The organism is Thermosulfurimonas dismutans, assembly GCF_001652585.1.
In the GTDB taxonomy this organism is placed as follows: Bacteria; Desulfobacterota; Thermodesulfobacteria; order Thermodesulfobacteriales; family Thermodesulfobacteriaceae; genus Thermosulfurimonas; species Thermosulfurimonas dismutans.
In genome coordinates this window covers 1-17,229 of the sequence record NZ_LWLG01000003.1, presented here as the reverse complement: position 1 = coordinate 17,229, position 17,229 = coordinate 1, and the positions used below count along the sequence as shown (strand labels likewise).

General features: G+C 49.8%; 34 protein-coding genes. 3 read left to right on the top strand and 31 right to left on the bottom strand.

The features are described from left to right. Positions 1-14: 14 nt before the first annotated feature. From TDIS_RS03660 to TDIS_RS03650, 3 genes are all read left to right on the top strand, one after another. Complete coding sequence (locus tag TDIS_RS03660; protein ID WP_153303747.1) at positions 15-881, top strand: hypothetical protein; 867 nt, start codon at positions 15-17, stop codon at positions 879-881. A 456-nt stretch (positions 882-1,337) separates the two neighbouring features. Further along, positions 1,338-1,526, top strand: a complete 189-nt coding sequence (locus TDIS_RS03655) for a hypothetical protein (protein ID WP_068669424.1) — start codon at positions 1,338-1,340, stop codon at positions 1,524-1,526. Next, positions 1,519-1,773 (top strand): type II toxin-antitoxin system RelE family toxin, encoded by a 255-nt coding sequence (locus TDIS_RS03650; RefSeq protein ID WP_068669423.1) that lies wholly within the window; start codon positions 1,519-1,521, stop codon positions 1,771-1,773. Before TDIS_RS03655 ends, TDIS_RS03650 begins: the two co-directional genes overlap by 8 nt. A 122-nt stretch (positions 1,774-1,895) precedes the next feature. Here TDIS_RS03650 and rplQ read toward each other — a convergent pair whose 3' ends face one another. From rplQ to rpsJ, 31 genes are read right to left on the bottom strand one after another with little or no spacing between them, the layout of a single operon-like run. Next, positions 1,896-2,531 carry a 50S ribosomal protein L17 gene (gene rplQ / locus TDIS_RS11525; protein WP_068669422.1) on the bottom strand — a complete coding sequence of 212 codons (636 nt, stop codon included), beginning with the start codon at positions 2,529-2,531 and terminating at the stop codon, positions 1,896-1,898. Positions 2,532-2,543: 12 nt separating this feature from the next. After that, the gene (locus TDIS_RS03640) at positions 2,544-3,545 is read right to left on the bottom strand and encodes a DNA-directed RNA polymerase subunit alpha (RefSeq protein ID WP_068669421.1); all 1,002 of its coding nucleotides are present in this window, start codon (positions 3,543-3,545) and stop codon (positions 2,544-2,546) included. A 21-nt stretch (positions 3,546-3,566) separates the two neighbouring features. Further along, a complete protein-coding gene (gene rpsD / locus TDIS_RS03635; protein ID WP_068669420.1) occupies positions 3,567-4,199 on the bottom strand; it encodes a 30S ribosomal protein S4 in 633 nt (210 codons plus the stop codon). A 22-nt stretch (positions 4,200-4,221) separates the two neighbouring features. Continuing rightward, positions 4,222-4,608, bottom strand: coding sequence for a 30S ribosomal protein S11 (rpsK, locus tag TDIS_RS03630; protein WP_068669419.1), 387 nt, complete (start codon positions 4,606-4,608; stop codon positions 4,222-4,224). A gap of 13 nt (positions 4,609-4,621) precedes the next feature. After that, positions 4,622-4,996: a 30S ribosomal protein S13 gene (gene rpsM / locus TDIS_RS03625; RefSeq protein ID WP_068669418.1), complete on the bottom strand. Its 375-nt coding sequence runs from the start codon at positions 4,994-4,996 to the stop codon at positions 4,622-4,624. Between the two features lie 12 nt (positions 4,997-5,008). Next, the gene (gene rpmJ, locus TDIS_RS03620) at positions 5,009-5,122 is read right to left on the bottom strand and encodes a 50S ribosomal protein L36 (protein ID WP_068669417.1); all 114 of its coding nucleotides are present in this window, start codon (positions 5,120-5,122) and stop codon (positions 5,009-5,011) included. Continuing rightward, a complete protein-coding gene (gene infA, locus TDIS_RS03615; RefSeq protein WP_068669415.1) occupies positions 5,119-5,361 on the bottom strand; it encodes a translation initiation factor IF-1 in 243 nt (80 codons plus the stop codon). Before infA ends, rpmJ begins: the two co-directional genes overlap by 4 nt. 8 nt (positions 5,362-5,369) lie before the next feature. Further along, positions 5,370-6,131 (bottom strand): type I methionyl aminopeptidase, encoded by a 762-nt coding sequence (gene map / locus TDIS_RS03610; RefSeq protein ID WP_068669413.1) that lies wholly within the window; start codon positions 6,129-6,131, stop codon positions 5,370-5,372. 33 nt (positions 6,132-6,164) lie between these two features. Next, positions 6,165-6,806, bottom strand: coding sequence for an adenylate kinase (locus tag TDIS_RS03605; protein ID WP_068669411.1), 642 nt, complete (start codon positions 6,804-6,806; stop codon positions 6,165-6,167). Positions 6,807-6,830: 24 nt separating this feature from the next. Beyond that, the gene (secY, locus tag TDIS_RS03600; protein ID WP_068669409.1) at positions 6,831-8,144 is read right to left on the bottom strand and encodes a preprotein translocase subunit SecY; all 1,314 of its coding nucleotides are present in this window, start codon (positions 8,142-8,144) and stop codon (positions 6,831-6,833) included. 4 nt (positions 8,145-8,148) lie between these two features. Then, positions 8,149-8,598 carry a 50S ribosomal protein L15 gene (gene rplO, locus TDIS_RS03595; protein ID WP_068669646.1) on the bottom strand — a complete coding sequence of 150 codons (450 nt, stop codon included), beginning with the start codon at positions 8,596-8,598 and terminating at the stop codon, positions 8,149-8,151. Between the two features lie 4 nt (positions 8,599-8,602). After that, on the bottom strand, positions 8,603-8,791 hold the full coding sequence (gene rpmD, locus TDIS_RS03590) for a 50S ribosomal protein L30 (protein WP_068669408.1): 189 nt from the start codon (positions 8,789-8,791) through the stop codon (positions 8,603-8,605). Then, positions 8,775-9,296, bottom strand: a complete 522-nt coding sequence (gene rpsE / locus TDIS_RS03585) for a 30S ribosomal protein S5 (protein WP_068669406.1) — start codon at positions 9,294-9,296, stop codon at positions 8,775-8,777. The genes rpmD and rpsE overlap by 17 nt, the downstream gene beginning before the upstream one ends. A gap of 17 nt (positions 9,297-9,313) precedes the next feature. Continuing rightward, positions 9,314-9,700 (bottom strand): 50S ribosomal protein L18, encoded by a 387-nt coding sequence (rplR, locus tag TDIS_RS03580; RefSeq protein WP_068669404.1) that lies wholly within the window; start codon positions 9,698-9,700, stop codon positions 9,314-9,316. 36 nt (positions 9,701-9,736) lie between these two features. After that, positions 9,737-10,309, bottom strand: a complete 573-nt coding sequence (gene rplF, locus TDIS_RS03575; protein ID WP_068669642.1) for a 50S ribosomal protein L6 — start codon at positions 10,307-10,309, stop codon at positions 9,737-9,739. Positions 10,310-10,330: 21 nt separating this feature from the next. Beyond that, entirely contained in the window at positions 10,331-10,726 is a 396-nt protein-coding gene (gene rpsH, locus TDIS_RS03570; protein WP_084270940.1) for a 30S ribosomal protein S8, read from the bottom strand. Between the two features lie 13 nt (positions 10,727-10,739). Further along, the gene (locus TDIS_RS03565) at positions 10,740-10,916 is read right to left on the bottom strand and encodes a type Z 30S ribosomal protein S14 (RefSeq protein WP_068669403.1); all 177 of its coding nucleotides are present in this window, start codon (positions 10,914-10,916) and stop codon (positions 10,740-10,742) included. A gap of 3 nt (positions 10,917-10,919) precedes the next feature. Then, positions 10,920-11,459 carry a 50S ribosomal protein L5 gene (gene rplE, locus TDIS_RS03560; RefSeq protein ID WP_068669401.1) on the bottom strand — a complete coding sequence of 180 codons (540 nt, stop codon included), beginning with the start codon at positions 11,457-11,459 and terminating at the stop codon, positions 10,920-10,922. Between the two features lie 4 nt (positions 11,460-11,463). Then, positions 11,464-11,832, bottom strand: a complete 369-nt coding sequence (gene rplX, locus TDIS_RS03555; protein WP_068669399.1) for a 50S ribosomal protein L24 — start codon at positions 11,830-11,832, stop codon at positions 11,464-11,466. A gap of 12 nt (positions 11,833-11,844) precedes the next feature. Next, positions 11,845-12,213 (bottom strand): 50S ribosomal protein L14, encoded by a 369-nt coding sequence (rplN, locus tag TDIS_RS03550; protein ID WP_068669397.1) that lies wholly within the window; start codon positions 12,211-12,213, stop codon positions 11,845-11,847. A gap of 2 nt (positions 12,214-12,215) precedes the next feature. After that, on the bottom strand, positions 12,216-12,506 hold the full coding sequence (gene rpsQ / locus TDIS_RS03545) for a 30S ribosomal protein S17 (protein ID WP_068669395.1): 291 nt from the start codon (positions 12,504-12,506) through the stop codon (positions 12,216-12,218). A gap of 12 nt (positions 12,507-12,518) precedes the next feature. Beyond that, positions 12,519-12,716, bottom strand: coding sequence for a 50S ribosomal protein L29 (gene rpmC, locus TDIS_RS03540; RefSeq protein ID WP_068669393.1), 198 nt, complete (start codon positions 12,714-12,716; stop codon positions 12,519-12,521). Then, positions 12,713-13,129: a 50S ribosomal protein L16 gene (gene rplP / locus TDIS_RS03535; RefSeq protein WP_068669638.1), complete on the bottom strand. Its 417-nt coding sequence runs from the start codon at positions 13,127-13,129 to the stop codon at positions 12,713-12,715. Before rplP ends, rpmC begins: the two co-directional genes overlap by 4 nt. A gap of 15 nt (positions 13,130-13,144) precedes the next feature. Further along, on the bottom strand, positions 13,145-13,810 hold the full coding sequence (gene rpsC / locus TDIS_RS03530; RefSeq protein WP_068669391.1) for a 30S ribosomal protein S3: 666 nt from the start codon (positions 13,808-13,810) through the stop codon (positions 13,145-13,147). Between the two features lie 16 nt (positions 13,811-13,826). Further along, positions 13,827-14,162, bottom strand: coding sequence for a 50S ribosomal protein L22 (rplV, locus tag TDIS_RS03525; RefSeq protein WP_068669389.1), 336 nt, complete (start codon positions 14,160-14,162; stop codon positions 13,827-13,829). Positions 14,163-14,174: 12 nt separating this feature from the next. Further along, on the bottom strand, positions 14,175-14,456 hold the full coding sequence (rpsS, locus tag TDIS_RS03520; protein ID WP_068669387.1) for a 30S ribosomal protein S19: 282 nt from the start codon (positions 14,454-14,456) through the stop codon (positions 14,175-14,177). Between the two features lie 14 nt (positions 14,457-14,470). Beyond that, positions 14,471-15,295, bottom strand: coding sequence for a 50S ribosomal protein L2 (gene rplB / locus TDIS_RS03515; RefSeq protein WP_068669385.1), 825 nt, complete (start codon positions 15,293-15,295; stop codon positions 14,471-14,473). Positions 15,296-15,306: 11 nt separating this feature from the next. Continuing rightward, on the bottom strand, positions 15,307-15,606 hold the full coding sequence (gene rplW / locus TDIS_RS03510) for a 50S ribosomal protein L23 (RefSeq protein ID WP_068669383.1): 300 nt from the start codon (positions 15,604-15,606) through the stop codon (positions 15,307-15,309). Then, complete coding sequence (rplD, locus tag TDIS_RS03505; RefSeq protein ID WP_068669381.1) at positions 15,603-16,235, bottom strand: 50S ribosomal protein L4; 633 nt, start codon at positions 16,233-16,235, stop codon at positions 15,603-15,605. Before rplD ends, rplW begins: the two co-directional genes overlap by 4 nt. A 12-nt stretch (positions 16,236-16,247) precedes the next feature. Further along, positions 16,248-16,880 carry a 50S ribosomal protein L3 gene (gene rplC / locus TDIS_RS03500; protein ID WP_068669635.1) on the bottom strand — a complete coding sequence of 211 codons (633 nt, stop codon included), beginning with the start codon at positions 16,878-16,880 and terminating at the stop codon, positions 16,248-16,250. A gap of 15 nt (positions 16,881-16,895) precedes the next feature. After that, positions 16,896-17,207, bottom strand: coding sequence for a 30S ribosomal protein S10 (rpsJ, locus tag TDIS_RS03495; RefSeq protein ID WP_068669633.1), 312 nt, complete (start codon positions 17,205-17,207; stop codon positions 16,896-16,898). Between the last annotated feature and the right edge of the window lie 22 nt (positions 17,208-17,229).

Sequence of the window (17,229 nt, the reverse complement as noted above, 5' to 3'; positions counted from 1 at the left end):
CGTTAGCATAAGAAATGATGATAAAACCAGAAGATATATCCATTGGGATTACCGTATTTATTGATATTTTAGGATTTGGAAATAGGATTGCAAAGATTGAAACTGTTACAGAGATACAATCTATTTATAAAGAATTATGGCACGTTCAAAAACAATTTTATTATAAACCAACAGAAAAAATTATTTCTCACATAAACAAATTATATAACAAAAAAGTATTAGCTTTTTCTGATTGTTTGGTCATACATATTCCTCTCAAGTCAAAGGCTACCCAGAGTGAAGGCGATTTTGATCCACTTATGTCGGAATTCCTTAGCCTTGCTTATTCTCAAGCTGCATGTGTACTTGACTCGATTTTTCTAAGGGGAGGAATTGATATCGGATGGTGGTATAGCGATCAAGATATTATAATTAGTAAAAGTTTATTGCAAGCATATCATTTAGAACAATCCATTAGTGTGCCGGTGATTGCAATAACTAATGATGTGTTTGAATATTTCTCGAATCATCCACATAGGAAATGGTATGCTCCAGAAGTAGATCCATTAAGTATATTCAGAAAGGGAATAGTTGATAATAAAGAAATTATTTTTTTGGACTATATGACCATATGTCTTGAAGGTTTGGATTGGCGTTATTCCAAAGAACAAGTTGAACGCTATAATAATGCTAATAAAGAAGAAAGACAACGCATTATTAATGAAGGTTATCAATACAATATTGACTACTGGCTAAAAAAACATGGTAATAATATTAGAAATGCATATAATGCTACAGAAAACGATAAAATCAAGTCCAAATATTCGTGGCTAGCTACTTATCATAATAATATTGCAGAATTATTTACAGACAATGAAGAAGCTTTCATTGAATTAAAATAAAATGCTAACAATTGGGTGCACTTGACCGCCAATCCGCTGCGCTCCTTGGCGGCAAGTGACCCATGACGTTAGAAAATAATAATGAAAATAAAATTTTCTCGTCATACAAAACAAAGAGCTAAGTTAGAGAAAACATAAATTCGAGGTGGGAACATGAAAGTTACGGTAATAATATTAATGGGGTCATCAAAGAGTAGACATTTTATAGACCTCAAAACCCTTGATATTCATAGGGTTCTGGTGTCTAGCAAAAGATGCTTCCAGTAATAACAAACCTCTTCAGCGAACCTGGCAAAACCCCAGCCGCAAACGCTTTCAAATATTTGACCGGCCTACCAGCCCAACAAGACCGCATAGACCGCTAAGGAGTATACTTCACAAATGGAACGATCCGAGATAAAAAGAAAATAAGTCCTACTTCGCAAGATAAAGATTTAAGCAAGTTGGAGAAATATTATGGAAAAATTGGATATCTTAAACAAACTTGATCCTGAAGATAAAGAAAAGATTATATATTTTGCCAAAATTCTTTTAAAGCAAGAAAAATACCAAAAGCTTAAAAGAGAAATTGAAGAAAGAAAAAAAGAGATCGAAAATGGAGAGGTTTTTACTCATGAAGAAATTTGGAAAAAATTAAATGTTTAAAATAATTTATGCCAAAAGCGTATTTAAAGATTTGAAGAAAATTGATCGGAAGAACTTGAAAAAAATTAAGCAAGGAATAGAAGAGTTAGCAAATTTTCCAAACATTTCACAAATAAAACATTTAAAAACTCATCCTTTAGCAGATTACAGGTTGAGAATAGGGAATTACAGAGTCCTTTTTAATGTAGACTGGAAAAAGAAGGAGATTTATATCCTAAAAGTAGGTCATCGAAGGGAAGTATATTAAAATTCTTAACAATCCATTTCAGCCGACCGGCATGATCGCCGGACGCTGAGTTTTAGCGTCAGGAAAAAACTAATAGAAAAGGGCCCGGGAAGTTTCCGGGCCCTGGGTGATAAGTCCGAAATTTAGGACTTGGCTTCCTTGGAGGAAGTTTCGGCGGAGGGTTCGGAGCCCTCTTCGGACTCGGAAGAGGTAGAAGCCTGGGCCTCGTCCTGAGTCTTTTCCGGAGCCGCAGTTTCGGCCTCGGAGGTTTCAGCCGGGGCCGCTTCCTGGCTCCCGGACGCCTCCTCGGCAGGTTGGGTTTCCTCCGCAGGTTTCGGCTCCTCTTTCTTTAAAGCCTCGCGAATCTCTTTTTCGGCCTTCTTTTCAGCCTCGATCTTCTTCTTGGAACGCTTGTGCTGGAGCTTTTCCTCCACCAGCTCCACAATGGCCATCATGGCCGCATCCCCACGGCGGGGTCCAATCTTGATAATTCGGGTGTAGCCCCCCGGACGATCCATGTACTTCTCACGAAGTTCCGTAAAAAGCTTACGCACCACGGCCTTGTCCCGGATAACCGCCAGCGCCCGGCGCCGGGAGGCCAGATCTCCGCGCTTGGCCAGGGTGATCATTCTATCCGCCACCCGGCGTAGCTCCTTGGCCTTGGCCAGAGTAGTGGTAATCCTGCCATAACGTAAAAGGTCCGTAACCTGGTTACGCATCATGGAAATTCGGTGTTCCCACTTAGTCACTAGCCTACGACTCAACTTGCGATGTCTCATGGCCTCACCCCTTTAAGCTCCTTTTTCTTCAGGCGGTTGCCATTCTATGTCCATTCCTAAGCTCAGACCCATCTCGTTCAAACGATCTTTTATCTCTTCAAGGGACTTCCGACCAAAATTTTTGATCCGAAGCATTTCGGTTTCCGTGCGAGTTACCAAATCGCCCACATATTTTATACCGGCATTGCGCAAACAATTGATGGAGCGAGATGAAATCTCAAGCTCCTCCAAAGGCTTGTTCAAAAGTTCAGCCAAATTGGCTTTGGACTCTTCCTTCTGAGGAGGAAGGGCTTGAACTTCAACTTCTTCCCCTCCAAAGACCAAAAGCTGTTCTCTAAGAATACCTGCCGCCTGTCGCAAGGCCTCCTCAGGTTCTATGGAACCATCCGTCCAGATCTCCAGGACTAAACGGTCAAAATCACTGCTTTTGCCCACTCGAGCCTGGGTAACCGTAAAATTCACCCTAGTAATAGGAGAAAAGATGGCATCCACCGGAATAATTCCGATTTCATTCCCTTCACGAGAAAATTCCGCAGGAATGTAACCTCTTCCTCGTTCTACCTGGAGTTCCATAGAAAGAACTCCGTCTTTGGTAAGGGTAGCGATGTGATGGTCAGGATTAACCACTTCCCCTTGTCCATCGGTCTCTATATCCCCGGCTTTCACTTCCGATTCGCCCTTCTTCTCTAGCTTAAAGAGATACGGACCCTCTCCGTCAAGGCGAAAACGCACCCCTTTGAGATTCAAAACAATATCCGTCACATCCTCAATGACACCAGGCAAACTGGTAAATTCATGAGGAGCCCCTTCAATGCGTACGGCCGTAATAGCCGCCCCGGGAATGGAGGAGAGTAAAATCCTCCTCAGGGCGTTTCCAATAGTCACCCCAAACCCCCTTTCCAGAGGTTCGATAATAAACTTCCCGTAGTAAGGGGGACGAGAATCCTTGTGACTCTTAACTCCTTCCGGTCGGATCAAATTGGTGTTACCTATTTTTTCCCTTAAAACACTCATATCCTCCACCCCGGTCTTTTTTTAGCGGGAGTAGAACTCCACGATCAGGCTTTCCTGAATGGGCATGGTAATATCTTCTCTGGTGGGCAGGGCCTTGACCCTTCCACGGAAATTTTCAGCCTCAAGCTCAAGCCACTGAGGCACTCCTCGCCTTACCACAGCCTCCAGGTTTTCCTGAATATACGTATTGTTACGATACTTCTCTTTGAGCTCAATGACTTCCCCTGGATCCACGATATAAGAAGGAATATCCACGGTTCTGCCGTTTACCGTAAACCAGCCGTGAGCCACCATCTGCCGGGCCTGAGCCCGCGAGGCCGCAAAACCTAGACGATACACCACATTATCGAGCCTTCTTTCCAGGAGCTGAAGAAGGTTGTGACCGGCCTGGCCCTTCATCCGGGTGGCCTTCTCGAAATAACGACGGAACTGTTTCTCCGAAACTCCGTAAATCCTTTTGACCTTCTGCTTTTCCCTTAGACGAATTCCATAGTCCGAAAGCTTAACTCGAAGCTGCATCTGGCCATGCTGTCCCGGAGGATAACTACGCCGTTCAAAAGCGCACTTATCGGTGTAACACCGCTCTCCCTTAAGGAAAAGCTTCATCCCCTCTCGACGACAGAGACGACATCTAGGTCCAGTATACCTTGCCAAGGCTATCCCCCCTTAAGAAATTTTACACCCGCCGTCTCTTAGGCGGACGACAACCGTCATGCGGAATGGGCGTGACGTCCCGAATAAAGGTGATCTTAAGTCCCGCCGCCTGCAAAGCCCTTAGGGCCGCCTCGCGACCAGGCCCCGGGCCCTTGATGTAAACCCAAACCTTCTTCATCCCGTGTTCCATGGCCCGCTTGGCCGCCGATTGGGCTGCCAGCTGAGCGGCATAAGGCGTTCCCTTACGCGTTCCCTTGAAGCCCTCCGTGCCTCCGCTGGCCCATGCAATAGTGTTCCCCTGACGATCCGTAATAGTCACGATGGTGTTATTGAAAGTAGCATGAATGTGGGCGATGCCTTCAGGAACATTCTTTTTAACTTTCTTCTTTCTCCGAACTCTGCGTGCCATAGTGCCTCACCCCTTACTTTTTCTTCCGACCTCTTAGAGAAGACGGTCTCGGACCCTTACGAGTACGGGCATTGGAACGGGTTTTCTGACCCCGCACCGGAAGCCCCATTTTGTGCCGAAGGCCTCGGTAACATCCAATATCCATAAGACGCCGAATATTCTGGCTCACTTCCCGCCTGAGATCACCCTCAACCTTGTATTCCTTCTCCAAGATCTGACGGATCCGGGCCAGCTCCTCCTCCGAAAGCTCCCTGGTCTTTTTAAACCAATCCACCTCGGCCTTGGTAAGGATCTTCTGAGCCGAAGTTCGCCCGATGCCATAAATGTAGGTCAGAGCAATCTCAATAGGCTTGTTGTCTGGAATATCTACACCTGCAATACGAGCCACCTTCTCACCTCCTTAACCCTGGCGCTGTTTATGGCGGGGATTCTCGCAAATGACCCTTACTACCCCTTTACGCCTGATAATCCGACACTTGCGGCAACGTTTCTTTACCGAGGCCGAAACCTTCATTTTTTGCCTCCCCTATCCTTTTTGGTTCCACGATAAACGATCCTACCCCGGCTAAGATCATAAGGTGAAAGCTCGACCACCACCTTATCCCCAGGGAGGATCCTTATGTAGTGCATCCGCATCTTACCCGAGACATGGGCCAAAACTTTGTGTCCGGTCTCAAGCTCCACCCGGAACATAGCATTTGGCAATGCCTCGACTACCGTACCTTCCACCTGAATATGATCTTCTTTAGCCATGTTTCTCCTTAAATCTTGGAAAGGATTTCGGGGCCACGAGCCGTGATAGCTACCGAATGTTCAAAATGGGCCGCAAGCCCTCCATCCTCAGTAACCGCCGTCCACTTATCATCCAAGACCTTCACTTTGGGGCTACCCGTAACCACCATAGGCTCAATAGCCAATACCATCCCAGCCTGAAGCCTCGGCCCTTTGCCAGGTTTTCCAAAATTCGGAACCTCCGGCGGTTCATGAAGCTCGCGCCCTATACCGTGCCCTACAAAATCCCGGATCACCGAAAAACCGTGTCTCTCCACATGGCGCTGAATGGCCGCCGAAATATCCCCTACCCGATTCCCTACTCGGGCCTTGTCTATCCCGATATAAAGGGCCTCCTCTGTTACCTTCATCAACTTTTCCGCAAGCTCTGAGGTTTTGCCCACCGCTACCGTAAGAGCTGCATCCCCGATATAACCCTCGTATTCCACGCCAAAATCGAAACTCACGATGTCGCCTTCCTTGAGAACCTTATCTTCTCGAGGCATACCATGAATGATCTCTTCATTTATCGAAACACAAAGGGCATGGGGATACCCCCGATAGCCCTTAAAGGCCGGCCGCCCTCCGCGCTTCCGACAAAGGGTATCGGCCAATACCTCAAGATCCCAGGTCGAGACCCCGGGTTTCGATTCCTCTGCCAAACGCAACAAAACCTCCGCGACAATATTATTGGCCCGCCTGAGAAGTTCGATTTCCCAGGGGGCCTTGAGTTTTATCTTCTTGCTAGGCAAACCTTTAAAAGATATCCGCCGCACCTAAAAACTTTACCCTAGAACCTTGACTATTCGCTCAAAAATCTCATCAATGCTCCCCATACCATCAATCCGGTGAAGCACACCCTTCTTCTCGTAATAATCAATCAGGGGAGCCGTAGATTCGTGATAAACCTTGAGACGATTCCTTACCGTCTCTTCATTATCATCCGCACGCTGATACAATTCGCCTCCGCAGGCATCGCACTTATTATCCTCCTTCGGAGGCTTGAATATGATATGATACATCATACCGCAGTTTTTGCAAGTCCGACGTCCGGTAAGCCTCTTGACCAGCTCCTCATCCGGAACTTCGATGGCAATGGCATAATCAATTTTCTTTCCCCACTTGGCCAACATTTCATCCAAAGCCTCAGCCTGAGGTACCGTGCGAGGGAAACCGTCAAGAATAAAGCCTTTTTCACAATCGGGCTGTTTAAGCCGCTCCTCTACCATACCGAGCACGATTTCGTCTGGTACCAATTGGCCCTTTTCCATGTATTCCTTGGCCTTTTTCCCGAGCTCCGTACCCTTGGAAAGATGTTCCCGAAACATATCTCCAGTGGAAATCTGGGGAATACCGTACTTTTCCGTAATCCGTTTAGCTTGTGTGCCTTTACCGGCGCCCGGAGGTCCTAAAAATACAATGTTCATCTCCCTCCCTCCTTTCTCGAATTTTTAGCGACGGCGTCTTAGCCGCCCCTCCCTCACCAGGCTATCGTATCGCCTGGTCAAAAGATGGGCCTCAAGCTGGGCCATGGTGTCCATGGCCACCCCCACCACGATTAAAAGGGCCGTGCCTCCAAAATAAAAGGGCACGTTGAATTTCACGATTAAAAACGTCGGCAACACACAAATGGCCGAAATATAAAGGGCCCCAATAAGGGTTATCCTATTCAACACCCGATCCAAAAATTCCTCCGTAGCCCTTCCCGGGCGAATCCCAGGGATGAACCCCCCCCATTTCTTAAGATTATCGGCCACTTCTTGAGGATTAAAGATAATGGCCGTGTAAAAATAACAGAAAAAGATAATCAGGATTACATAGAGGATCTCATATAATATCTGCCCCGGCCTCAGATGACTGGAAAGGCTCTGAATAAAGCCCAAAGGCACAAAAGTGGCCACCGTGGCCGGAAACATCAATACTGAAGAGGCAAAAATGGGAGGAATTACACCAGCGGTGTTCACCTTGAGGGGTAAATAGGTACTCTGACCCCCAACTACCTGACGCCCCACCATCCTACGCGCATAGTGAATGGGGATCCGACGCTGAGCCATCTCCATGAAACAGGTAAAGGCCAGCACCCCTACCACTAGGAGCAATACAAAAAAGAGGATGGCTCCCGAAAGTTCGCCGGTTTTTACGAAACGAAAAGTGTTAATGATAGCTGATGGCAAACGCGCCACTATACCGGCAAAAATCAAGATGGAAATTCCATTGCCAATCCCATGCTCGGTGATCTGTTCCCCGAGCCACATGAGAAAGACCGAACCCGTGGTAAGGGTTATCATGGTAAGAAGCCTAAAGCCCCAGCCCGGAAACATCACGATGGGGTCCCCGTTGGGACCGGTCATCTTCTCGAGCCCCACCGCAATCCCAAATCCCTGAACGAGACAAATAAGAACCGTGAGATACCTAGTGTAATAGGCAATCTTGCGTCGTCCTTCGGGGCCCTCCCTCTGCATCTCCTTTAGGGAGGGATAAACCACCGTAAGTAGCTGAAGAATAATGGAAGCACTGATATAAGGCATGATCCCCAAGGCGCAAACCGAAAGTCGCCTCAGGGCCCCCCCCGAAAACATATCTACGAACCCGAGGATCGTTCCTCCGGCTCGGGAAAAAAGGGCTACCAAGGCCTCAGCGTTTATGCCCGGAGTAGGGATATGTACCGCAATCCTATAAATAGCCAGAGCTGCCAAAAGGAAAAAGACCCGCCGTCTCAGCTCCGGAATATTGGCCAGGCTCTCTACGCCCGAGGTCCTGAGCATCCCTTTAAGCCTCTAGCAGCTCCACCTTGCCCCCAGCCTTCTCGATCTTTTCTCGGGCACTCCTGGAGGCGGCATGTACCTTTACGGTTAAAGCGAAATTGATCTCACCATCTCCCAAAAGTTTCACCCTTACATTCCGACCTTTTACTAAACCGGCTTCCTTTAGGGCTTCTATATCTACTACCGCACCTTCGGAAAACCGTTTAGCCAGATCCTTAACGTTAACCACTTCATATTCTACGCGAAAAGGATTTTTGAAGCCCCTCTTGGGAAGCCGACGAATAAGAGGCATCTGTCCACCTTCAAACCAAGGTGGCACTCCGCCTCCAGAACGAGAACGCTGTCCTTTTTGTCCGCGACAGGAGGTCTTCCCATGCCCAGAACCCGGGCCACGACCTACCCGTTTTTCCCGATGTTTGGAACCCTCAAAGGGCTTCAAATTGGCAAGGGTGATCAACTCACTCATTTATTTCCTCCACCTTGACCAAATGTCTCACTTTTTCCACCATGCCTCGAATACAGGGGTTGTCTGGCCTTACAACCGTATGGCCAATTTTGCGAAGACCAAGACCAGCAATGGTAGCCCGCTGTTTCTTAGACCAGCCGTATTTACTTCTTACCAACGTAATCTTAAGCTTTTTCCCCATGGCCTATCCTCTCCATGAGTTCTTCAACATTAAAACCGCGCTTTTTAGCCACATATTCCGGACTCTGAAGATCCTCAAGGGCCTTAAAAGTGGCTTTGACTACATTGTGGGGATTGGTACTCCCTATACACTTGGTCACCACATCCCGGATGCCGGCCGCATCCATAATGGCTCGAATGGTACTTCCGGCAATCACTCCCGTTCCGGGTCGGCCGGGCTTAAGCATAACTTTGGCCGCCCCAAAATCTGAAATAATCTCGTGCGGGATGGTCCCGTTTATCACAGGAACCGTGATCATATTCTTCCGAGCTTTCTCAAGGGCCTTACGAATAGCGTCCGGTACTTCCGGCGCCTTTCCCAGACCGTAGCCTACCCGTCCCTTACCGTCACCCACTACCACAATGGCCGAAAACCGGAAACGCCGACCTCCCTTGTGAACCTTAGCTACCCGGTTTATGAAGATGATCTTTTCAATGAATTCCTCTCCACCTTTAGCCGTAGCCACGAAACCGCCTCCTTACCTTAAAATTCTAGGCCAGCACTCCTGGCCCCTTCCGCCAGGGCCTTGACCCGACCATGATATTTAAAACCACCTCGATCAAAGGCCACCTTCTTTATTCCCACCTCAACCGCCCTTTTTCCCAAGAGCTCTCCCACCGCTCGCGCAATGGCCGTCTTCCCACCTTCCTTCTTCAGCTCCTCCCATCTCTCCCTAATCTCAGGCGAAAGAGAAGAGGCTGAAACCAGGGTATGTCCCCGGGTATCGTCGATAATTTGGGCATAAATATGTTTAAGACTGCGGTAAACCGAAAGCCTGGGACGCTCTGGAGTGCCGAAAATCTTCTTGCGCACCCGTTTCTTTCGCCGAATCCTACGTTCGACCTTTCTGAATTTTTCCCTGCGAAGCATAAACTCGCCTCCTTCGGGGAGGTCTTATTCCCCCCGTTATTTACCCGCCTTTCCAGCCTTACCGGCCTTACGGATAATCTGCTCTCCGGTGTAACGAATACCCTTGCCCTTGTAAGGTTCAGGGGGACGCAATCGCTTGATACGGGCCGCAGTCTCCCCTAAAACCTCTTTATCAATGCCTTCTAAGACCACCCGAGCCTGAACATCTCCAGACCCCTTTTCCACCTTGGCCTTAACGCCCGGAGGAAGTTTGAAATTGATGGGATGCGAATACCCCAGGTGAAAGATGATCTCATCCCCTTTAACTTCCGCTCGATACCCGAGACCTACCAGATCCAGAGATCGGGTAAATCCCTGACTGACTCCCGTCACCATATTGTTGATAAGGGCCCTGGTAAGCCCCTGGAAGGCCTTGGCCTTGCGCTGGAGCTTTTTACGCACCTCCTGGGGCATCACCCGAACTTCCTCGCCCTCAATGGTCACTTCCACCATGGGCGGAAGGGGCTTTTCAAGCTTTCCTTTGGGCCCCTCCACCACGATCTTGCCTTCCTTTATCTCCACCTTAACCCCTTTGGGTATGGGTACCGGTCTTCTTCCGATCCTTGACAGCGTGGCCATGCTCTCACCCCTTTACCAGATCTCACAGAGGATCTCGCCGCCTACTCTACGGCGTCTAGCTTCATGGTCGGTCATAATTCCCCGGGAAGTAGATATGATAGCAATTCCCAGACCTCCCATTACCCGGGGGAGTTTCTTCACTCCGGCATAAATCCTCCGGCCGGGCTTACTAACCCGCTTGAGTCCTGCAATCACCGGCCGCCGATTCTCATCGTACTTTAAGGTAATAACAATCTTACCTTGAGGACCTTCTTGTACAAACTCGTAATCTTCAACATAACCCTCTTCTTTGAGGATTCTGGCAATCTCAAGCTTGAGTTTGGAAGCCGGCACTTCCACCGTTTTATGCCGGGCCATAAGAGCATTTCTTATACGAGCCAGCATATCCGCAATAGGATCCGTCATCATAACCGTTCACCCCTTACCAACTTGCTTTTCTAACCCCGGGGATCTTCCCCTCCGAGGCCAGTCTTCTAAAACATATCCGACAAAGCCCAAAACGCCGGATATACCCCCTCGGCCTTCCGCAAATAGAACAGCGATTCCGATGTCTGACCTTAAATTTGGGTTTTTTGAAGAGTTGAGCTTTGCGCGGCATCTATTACCTCCTAAAGGGCATCCCCATAAGTTTTAAGAGTTCATAAGCTTCCTCATCGGTCTCGGCCGAGGTCACAATAGTGATATTCATACCCTTAATGCGTCCCACCTTATTGGGATCAATCTCTGGAAAGATGGTATGGTCTTCAATTCCCAGGGTGTAGTTTCCTCGGCCATCAAATCCTCGCCGCGGAAGACCACGAAAATCCCTTACTCGAGGCAAGGCCACATGGATGAGCCTGGTCAGAAAATCGTACATCCGATCTTTCCTAAGGGTCACCATAACCCCAATAGGCATCCCGGCCCGGAGTTTAAAGGCCGCAATGGATTTCCGCGCCCGACAGACTTTTGGCCTCTGACCAGCAATGATAGCCAGCTCTTCAAGGGCTTCATCAATAAGCTTGGGTTCCTGTACCGCTGCCCCAAGCCCCATGTTCACACAGATTTTCTCCAGCTTCGGAACCTCAAAAAGATTCCGATAACCAAACTTTTCTCTGAGCTTCGGTACCACCGTTTCTTGATAATATTCCTTGAGCCAGGCCATATTCCTACTCCTCAGCCTCTATAATCTCGCCACATTTTTTACAAACCCGCACCTTACTACCATCCTCAAGGAATTTACGCCCAATTTTTACTCCCCGGTTACATTTGGGGCAAAAGAGCATGAGGTTAGAAACATGAATGGGTGCGGGTTTCTCCACAATCCCACCCTCACTATAGGGGGTAGGCCTCATATGCCGTTTAACGATGTTCACACCTTCCACAATGGCCCTCTGCTTCCGAGGAAAGACCTGAAGCACCTTGCCAATCTTGCCTTTGTCCTTCCCAGCGATCACCACCACCTTGTCTCCCTTGCGCACATGACACTTGGCCTTATGCGGCTTAGGCAATCTTCTTTTAGCTCTCTTGAATAACATGGCCCCTCTCCCTTAAAGAACTTCCGGTGCCAAAGAAATAATCTTCATAAACCTTTTGGCCCGCAGTTCCCTTCCCACCGGTCCGAAAATACGGGTGCCCACCGGCTCTCCATACTGATTAATGAGCACCGCCGCATTTTCCTCAAACCGAATGGTAGTTCCATCCGGCCGAGGAACTTCCTTCCTGGTGCGCACCACCACGGCTCGAACCACGTCCCCTTCCTTCACTTTGGAATTGGGAAGGGCCTCCTTAACCGAAGCCACAATCACATCCCCAATACGGGCATATCGCCTGCCGGAGCCACCCAATACCCTAATACACATGATCTTTTTGGCCCCGGAATTGTCAGCCACATTGAGATAACTCTCCTGCTGAATCATGGCTAACTGCCCTCCACCTGGTCTTCCTCGACCACCGGCTCAAGCTTCGGAGCCCGCTCAAGGATTTTCTTCACCCGCCAGCGTTTATGGCGGGAAAGGGGACGGGTTTCCTCTATCAATACCCTATCCCCAATCTCGCATTCATTATGCTCGTCATGAGCCATAAACTTCTTGCGGCGCTTGATGTACTTCTTGTAAAGCGGATGTTGTACCAAACGCTCCACCATCACCACAACGGTCTTATCCATCTTGTTGCTTACCACGGTTCCGATGTATTCCTTCCTGTTCCCCATGATCCCAACCCTTTACCGGATATTTAATTCCTTTTCCCGGATAACCGTAAGCACCCGGGCAATGTCCCGTTTGACTTGCTTTATCCGCATGGGATTCTCAAGCTGGTGAATACTTTTCTGAAACCGGAGGTTAAAGAGCTCCTCCCTCAACTCCCGCAATTTCTCTTTGAGCTCCGGAATAGCAAGTTGCCTCAGCTCCTCAGCCTTCATAGCCGATCCTCCCGAGAAACGATCTTGCACTTAAAAGGCAGCTTGTCTGCCGCAAGCCTCAAAGCCTCGCGAGCCACCTCCTCCGGTACACCTTCGATCTCGTAAATGATCTTTCCGGGCTTGATCACCGCCACCCAGCCTTCCACCGAACCCTTACCTTTACCCATACGGGTCTCAGCCGGTTTTTTGGTAATGGGCTTGTCCGGGAAAACTCGAATCCAAACCTTGGCCCCCTTACGAGCACAGCGCACGATGGCCACACGGCCAGCCTCTATCTGCTGGGCCGTAAGCCAAGCGGCCTCAAGGGCCTTAAGTCCGAATTCTCCGAATTCCACCGCCGTACCCCGGGTGGCCTTACCCCTCACCCGGCCCTTCTGCATCTTCCGATATTTGACCTTTCTCGGCTGAAGCAACATGGCTCAAACCCCTTAAATGGTTATAGTCTCTCCGGCCCCACCCTTCTCCGGTAGGACCTCTCCTTTAAAGATCCAGACCTTAACTCCAATAACTCCGTATTTGGTAAGGGCCTCCGCAAAACCGTAATCTACATCCGCCCTCAAGGTGTGAAGCGGAACCCGTCCTTCCCGGTACCACTCTTTTCTGGCGATTTCAGCTCCTCCAAGGCGGCCCTTACACTGCACCCGAATCCCTTGGGCCCCGAAGCGCAAAGCCAAAGCTACCGCCCGTTTCATAGCTCGACGAAAGGATACTCGACGCTCAAGCTGAACCGCAATATTTTCCGCCACCAACTGAGCTTCCAGCTCCGGTCGCCGCACTTCCTGAATATCGATCACGATCTCTTTGCCCTTCGTAAGCCGGATCAGATCCTCTTTGAGCTTTTCAATTTCGGCTCCCTTCTTCCCGATTACGATTCCGGGTCTGGCCGTATGAATGATCACCCGTACCCGGTTGGCCGCCCGCTCGATCTCTATCTTGGAGATACCAGCGTGTTTAAGTTTGTCCTTGATATGTTTGCGAATCTCATAATCTTCCTTAACGGCCTCCGCAAACTCCTTCCCTTTAGAGAACCATCTGGAGTCCCAGGTCCGGGTGATTCCGATCCTAAGTCCTATAGGATTTACCTTCTGGCCCAAGGTCTTCCCTCCTTATTTAAGACTTTTCTTCAACCACCACCGTAATGTGACTGGTCCGTTTAAGGATCCGGCTGGCTCGTCCCCAAGCCCGCGGCCAGATCCGCTTGAGTCTGGGCCCCTCATCCACATAGGCCCGTTTTACATAAAGCCTATCCGGATCCATATTGTAGTTGTGTTCGGCATTCGCTATCGCGCTCTCTAGCACCTTCTTTATCAAGCGCGCGGCCTTCTTGGGAGTAAATTCCAAAATATGCAAGGCTTCCTGCACATCCTTGCCCCTAATGAGATCTATAACCGGCCGCGCCTTATAAGGCGATATCCTTACATATCTCGCGGTCGCCTTGGCCTCCATGGCTATACCCCTTTACTTTTTCTTACCCTTGCCCTTGTCTCCCGCGTGTCCCCTGTAGGTCCGCGTAGGAGCAAACTCTCCCAGCTTGTGACCAACCATGTTCTCCGTCACATAGACCGGAATGAACTTGTGTCCGTTGTGGACCGCAAAAGTAAGGCCCACCATCTCCGGCACAATAGTAGAACGCCGACTCCAGGTCTTGATGACCTTTTTTTCCCCGGTCTCTTTGGCCTTGAGCACCTTCTTCATCAGATGCTCATCCACAAAAGGTCCTTTCTTCTTCGACCTCGGCATATCTATTTCACCCCCTAACCTTTCCGCCGCCGAAGTATAAACTTATCCGAAGGCTTCTTCCCCCGGGTCTTGAGTCCCTTAGCCAACTGCCCCCAGGGTGAACAGGGATGACGCCCGCCGTGGGTACGGCCTTCACCACCGCCCATAGGGTGATCTACCGGATTCATCGCCACTCCCCGTACCCTGGGCCGTCTTCCAAGCCAGCGAGAACGCCCGGCTTTACCCAAAACCACGTTTTCCCAATCGAGGTTGCCTACCTGTCCGATGGTCGCGCGACAACGCTCGTGCACCATTCGAATCTCACCCGAGGGAAGCCTCAAATGCACGTAATGGCCATCCTTACCCAATACCTGAGCAAAAGCTCCAGCCGACCGAGCCAACTGCCCACCTTTCCCCGGACGAAGCTCCACGTTATGAACCACCGTACCCACCGGGATATTTTTAAGGGGCATACAGTTTCCAACCTTAACTTCCACCTGCTCGCCGCTCATGACCTCGTCGCCCACCTTAAGCCCCACCGGCGCCAGGATATAGCGCTTCTCTCCATCCGCATAGTGAAGGAGAGCGATATTGGCCGAACGGTTAGGATCGTATTCTAAAGCCACCACCTTGGCCGGCACCCCATCCTTGTCCCGCTTGAAGTCAATGATACGATACATCCGCTTGTGCCCGCCACCGCGGTGCCGGGCCGTAACCCGACCATAACAATTACGGCCGCCGGTCTTTTTTAACGGCTCAATAAGAGATTTCTCCGGCTCCTTCTTAGAAAGCTCCGGATCCACCAAATAGGTCTGAAACCTTCTACCCGGAGATGTAGGTTTACAAGTCTTGATAGGCATGGCTTACACCCCTAAACCGTCTCGAAGAATTCTATACTTTCCCCAGGTGCCAGCCTCACGATAGCCTTTTTGCGCAAGGGACGTCGTCCCTCCCGAGGCCAGCGCCCCTTGGGTTTACCTTTCACTCTAATAGTCTGAACCTTCTCCACCTTGACCTTAAATAGATCTTCCACCGCCTTCCGAATCTCGATCTTATTGGCCTCCGGATGCACCCAGAAGGTCACCTGGTTATACTTTTCCTTGAGCCACATAGACTTTTCGGTAATCACCGGGGCCAGGATTATCTCCCGCGGATCTTTAGCCGTGCTCATCTCGCTCTCCTCAGTCTTTCTTCAATTTTGGGAAGGGCATCCTGTTTAAGGATGAGATATTCATGGTTGAGTATATCGTAAACGTTCAAACCTTCCACCGCGAGCACCTTCACTTTAGGAAGGTTCCGAGCACTCATCTCCGCCACCATATCTCGATCTGGGACCACCACCAGAACATTTTGAGTCCCGAAACGATCCAAAAACTCTACGAACTTCTTGGTCTTAGGTTTATCGTCCAGCCCCAAGTCGGTAACCACATAAAGATGGCCTGCAGCTACACGGTTACTCAGAGCCATCTTGAGGGCCAAACGCCTTACTTTCTTGTTGAGCTTAAATTCATAGCTACGAGGTTTGGGACCAAAAACCACCCCGCCACCAACCCAGTGCGGCGCACGGATGGACCCCTGACGAGCTCGGCCAGTGTGTTTCTGAGGCCAGGGCTTGCGGCCTCCACCTCGGACCTCACCCCTGGTCTTAGTACAAGCCGTACCCGCCCGCCAACGGGCCATCTGCCAACGCACGACCTCATGTAAAAGCCCCACCTTGACCGGTACGGCATAAATGTCCTCGGGAAGCTCGACCTCACCCACCTTTTCTTTCTGACTGTTATAGATATCCACCTTCGGCATAGCCCAAACCCCTTACTTGAAATACACCATTACCCAACCCGTAGGCCAACCAGGAACAGCCCCCTTAACCAAAAGGAGATTCTTCTCCGGAATCACTTCCGCTACCAGAAGATTTTTCACGGTCACGGTCTCGTTACCATAATGTCCAGGCATCTTCTTACCTTTAATGACTCGGCCCGGGAAAGTACTGGCTCCACTGGAACCGGGCTTACGATGAACCTGTTTGGCACCATGACTCATGGGCTGACGACTGAAGCCCCAACGTTTGATGGCTCCGGTAAAGCCCCGCCCCTTACTTTTACCAGTCACGTCCACCTTTATGCCTTTTTCCACCCCCAGGCTCTCCAAAGTCAATACCTGACCAGGCTTGAACTGCGAAGGATCCTCGACCCTAAACTCTCTCAATATATAGAAACCATGATCCAGCCCAGCCCTCAGGAAATGACCCCGCATGGGCTTGTTGAGCTTAGTAAGCTTCTTGGGCATGAAACCGAGCTGCACCGCGTTGTAGCCGTCCGTTTCTACGCTCTTTACCTGCACTACCGTACAAGGGCCTACTTCGAGGACTGTTACCGGAACCACCTCTCCGGCCTCGTTAAAGATCCTGGTCATACCCAGTTTTCTTCCGATGAGACCTTCAACCATCATGATTCCTACTCCTTAAAGCTTGATCTCCACTTCCACCCCAGCCGGAAGCTCAAGCTGCATCAGGGCATCTATGGTCTGCTGGGTGGGCTCAAGAATATCCAGCAGCCTCTTGTGCGTCCGGATCTCAAACTGTTCCCGGGAATTCTTGTCAATATGCGGGGACCGGAGCACCGTCCAACGGCTAATCTTGGTGGGAAGGGGAATAGGCCCCACCACCCTGGCCCCCGTATCCCGGGCTGTACGTACAATCTCCGTCACCGAACGATCGAGCACTTTATGATCGTAAGCCTTAAGTTTTATGCGTATTTTTTGCGCTGGTACCATGGTCTTCCTCGCCCACCCTTTT

Excerpts from the sequence above, each read along its gene's own strand:
- TDIS_RS03660 (WP_153303747.1), top strand. The coding sequence starts at position 15 with ATGATGATAAAACCAGAAGATATATCCATTGGGATTACCGTATTTATT.
- TDIS_RS03655 (WP_068669424.1), top strand. The coding sequence starts at position 1,338 with ATGGAAAAATTGGATATCTTAAACAAACTTGATCCTGAAGATAAAGAA.
- TDIS_RS03650 (WP_068669423.1), top strand. The coding sequence starts at position 1,519 with ATGTTTAAAATAATTTATGCCAAAAGCGTATTTAAAGATTTGAAGAAA.
- rplQ (WP_068669422.1), bottom strand. The coding sequence starts at position 2,531 with ATGAGACATCGCAAGTTGAGTCGTAGGCTAGTGACTAAGTGGGAACAC.
- TDIS_RS03640 (WP_068669421.1), bottom strand. The coding sequence starts at position 3,545 with ATGAGTGTTTTAAGGGAAAAAATAGGTAACACCAATTTGATCCGACCG.
- rpsK (WP_068669419.1), bottom strand. The coding sequence starts at position 4,608 with ATGGCACGCAGAGTTCGGAGAAAGAAGAAAGTTAAAAAGAATGTTCCT.
- rpmJ (WP_068669417.1), bottom strand. The coding sequence starts at position 5,122 with ATGAAGGTTTCGGCCTCGGTAAAGAAACGTTGCCGCAAGTGTCGGATT.
- infA (WP_068669415.1), bottom strand. The coding sequence starts at position 5,361 with ATGGCTAAAGAAGATCATATTCAGGTGGAAGGTACGGTAGTCGAGGCA.
- TDIS_RS03605 (WP_068669411.1), bottom strand. The coding sequence starts at position 6,806 with ATGAACATTGTATTTTTAGGACCTCCGGGCGCCGGTAAAGGCACACAA.
- secY (WP_068669409.1), bottom strand. The coding sequence starts at position 8,144 with ATGCTCAGGACCTCGGGCGTAGAGAGCCTGGCCAATATTCCGGAGCTG.
- rpmD (WP_068669408.1), bottom strand. The coding sequence starts at position 8,791 with ATGGGGAAAAAGCTTAAGATTACGTTGGTAAGAAGTAAATACGGCTGG.
- rplR (WP_068669404.1), bottom strand. The coding sequence starts at position 9,700 with ATGCTTCGCAGGGAAAAATTCAGAAAGGTCGAACGTAGGATTCGGCGA.
- rpsH (WP_084270940.1), bottom strand. The coding sequence starts at position 10,726 with ATGATGACGGATCCTATTGCGGATATGCTGGCTCGTATAAGAAATGCT.
- TDIS_RS03565 (WP_068669403.1), bottom strand. The coding sequence starts at position 10,916 with ATGCCGCGCAAAGCTCAACTCTTCAAAAAACCCAAATTTAAGGTCAGA.
- rplE (WP_068669401.1), bottom strand. The coding sequence starts at position 11,459 with ATGGCCTGGCTCAAGGAATATTATCAAGAAACGGTGGTACCGAAGCTC.
- rplX (WP_068669399.1), bottom strand. The coding sequence starts at position 11,832 with ATGTTATTCAAGAGAGCTAAAAGAAGATTGCCTAAGCCGCATAAGGCC.
- rplN (WP_068669397.1), bottom strand. The coding sequence starts at position 12,213 with ATGATTCAGCAGGAGAGTTATCTCAATGTGGCTGACAATTCCGGGGCC.
- rpsQ (WP_068669395.1), bottom strand. The coding sequence starts at position 12,506 with ATGGGGAACAGGAAGGAATACATCGGAACCGTGGTAAGCAACAAGATG.
- rpmC (WP_068669393.1), bottom strand. The coding sequence starts at position 12,716 with ATGAAGGCTGAGGAGCTGAGGCAACTTGCTATTCCGGAGCTCAAAGAG.
- rplV (WP_068669389.1), bottom strand. The coding sequence starts at position 14,162 with ATGGAGGCCAAGGCGACCGCGAGATATGTAAGGATATCGCCTTATAAG.
- rpsS (WP_068669387.1), bottom strand. The coding sequence starts at position 14,456 with ATGCCGAGGTCGAAGAAGAAAGGACCTTTTGTGGATGAGCATCTGATG.
- rplB (WP_068669385.1), bottom strand. The coding sequence starts at position 15,295 with ATGCCTATCAAGACTTGTAAACCTACATCTCCGGGTAGAAGGTTTCAG.
- rplW (WP_068669383.1), bottom strand. The coding sequence starts at position 15,606 with ATGAGCACGGCTAAAGATCCGCGGGAGATAATCCTGGCCCCGGTGATT.
- rplD (WP_068669381.1), bottom strand. The coding sequence starts at position 16,235 with ATGCCGAAGGTGGATATCTATAACAGTCAGAAAGAAAAGGTGGGTGAG.
- rplC (WP_068669635.1), bottom strand. The coding sequence starts at position 16,880 with ATGGTTGAAGGTCTCATCGGAAGAAAACTGGGTATGACCAGGATCTTT.
- rpsJ (WP_068669633.1), bottom strand. The coding sequence starts at position 17,207 with ATGGTACCAGCGCAAAAAATACGCATAAAACTTAAGGCTTACGATCAT.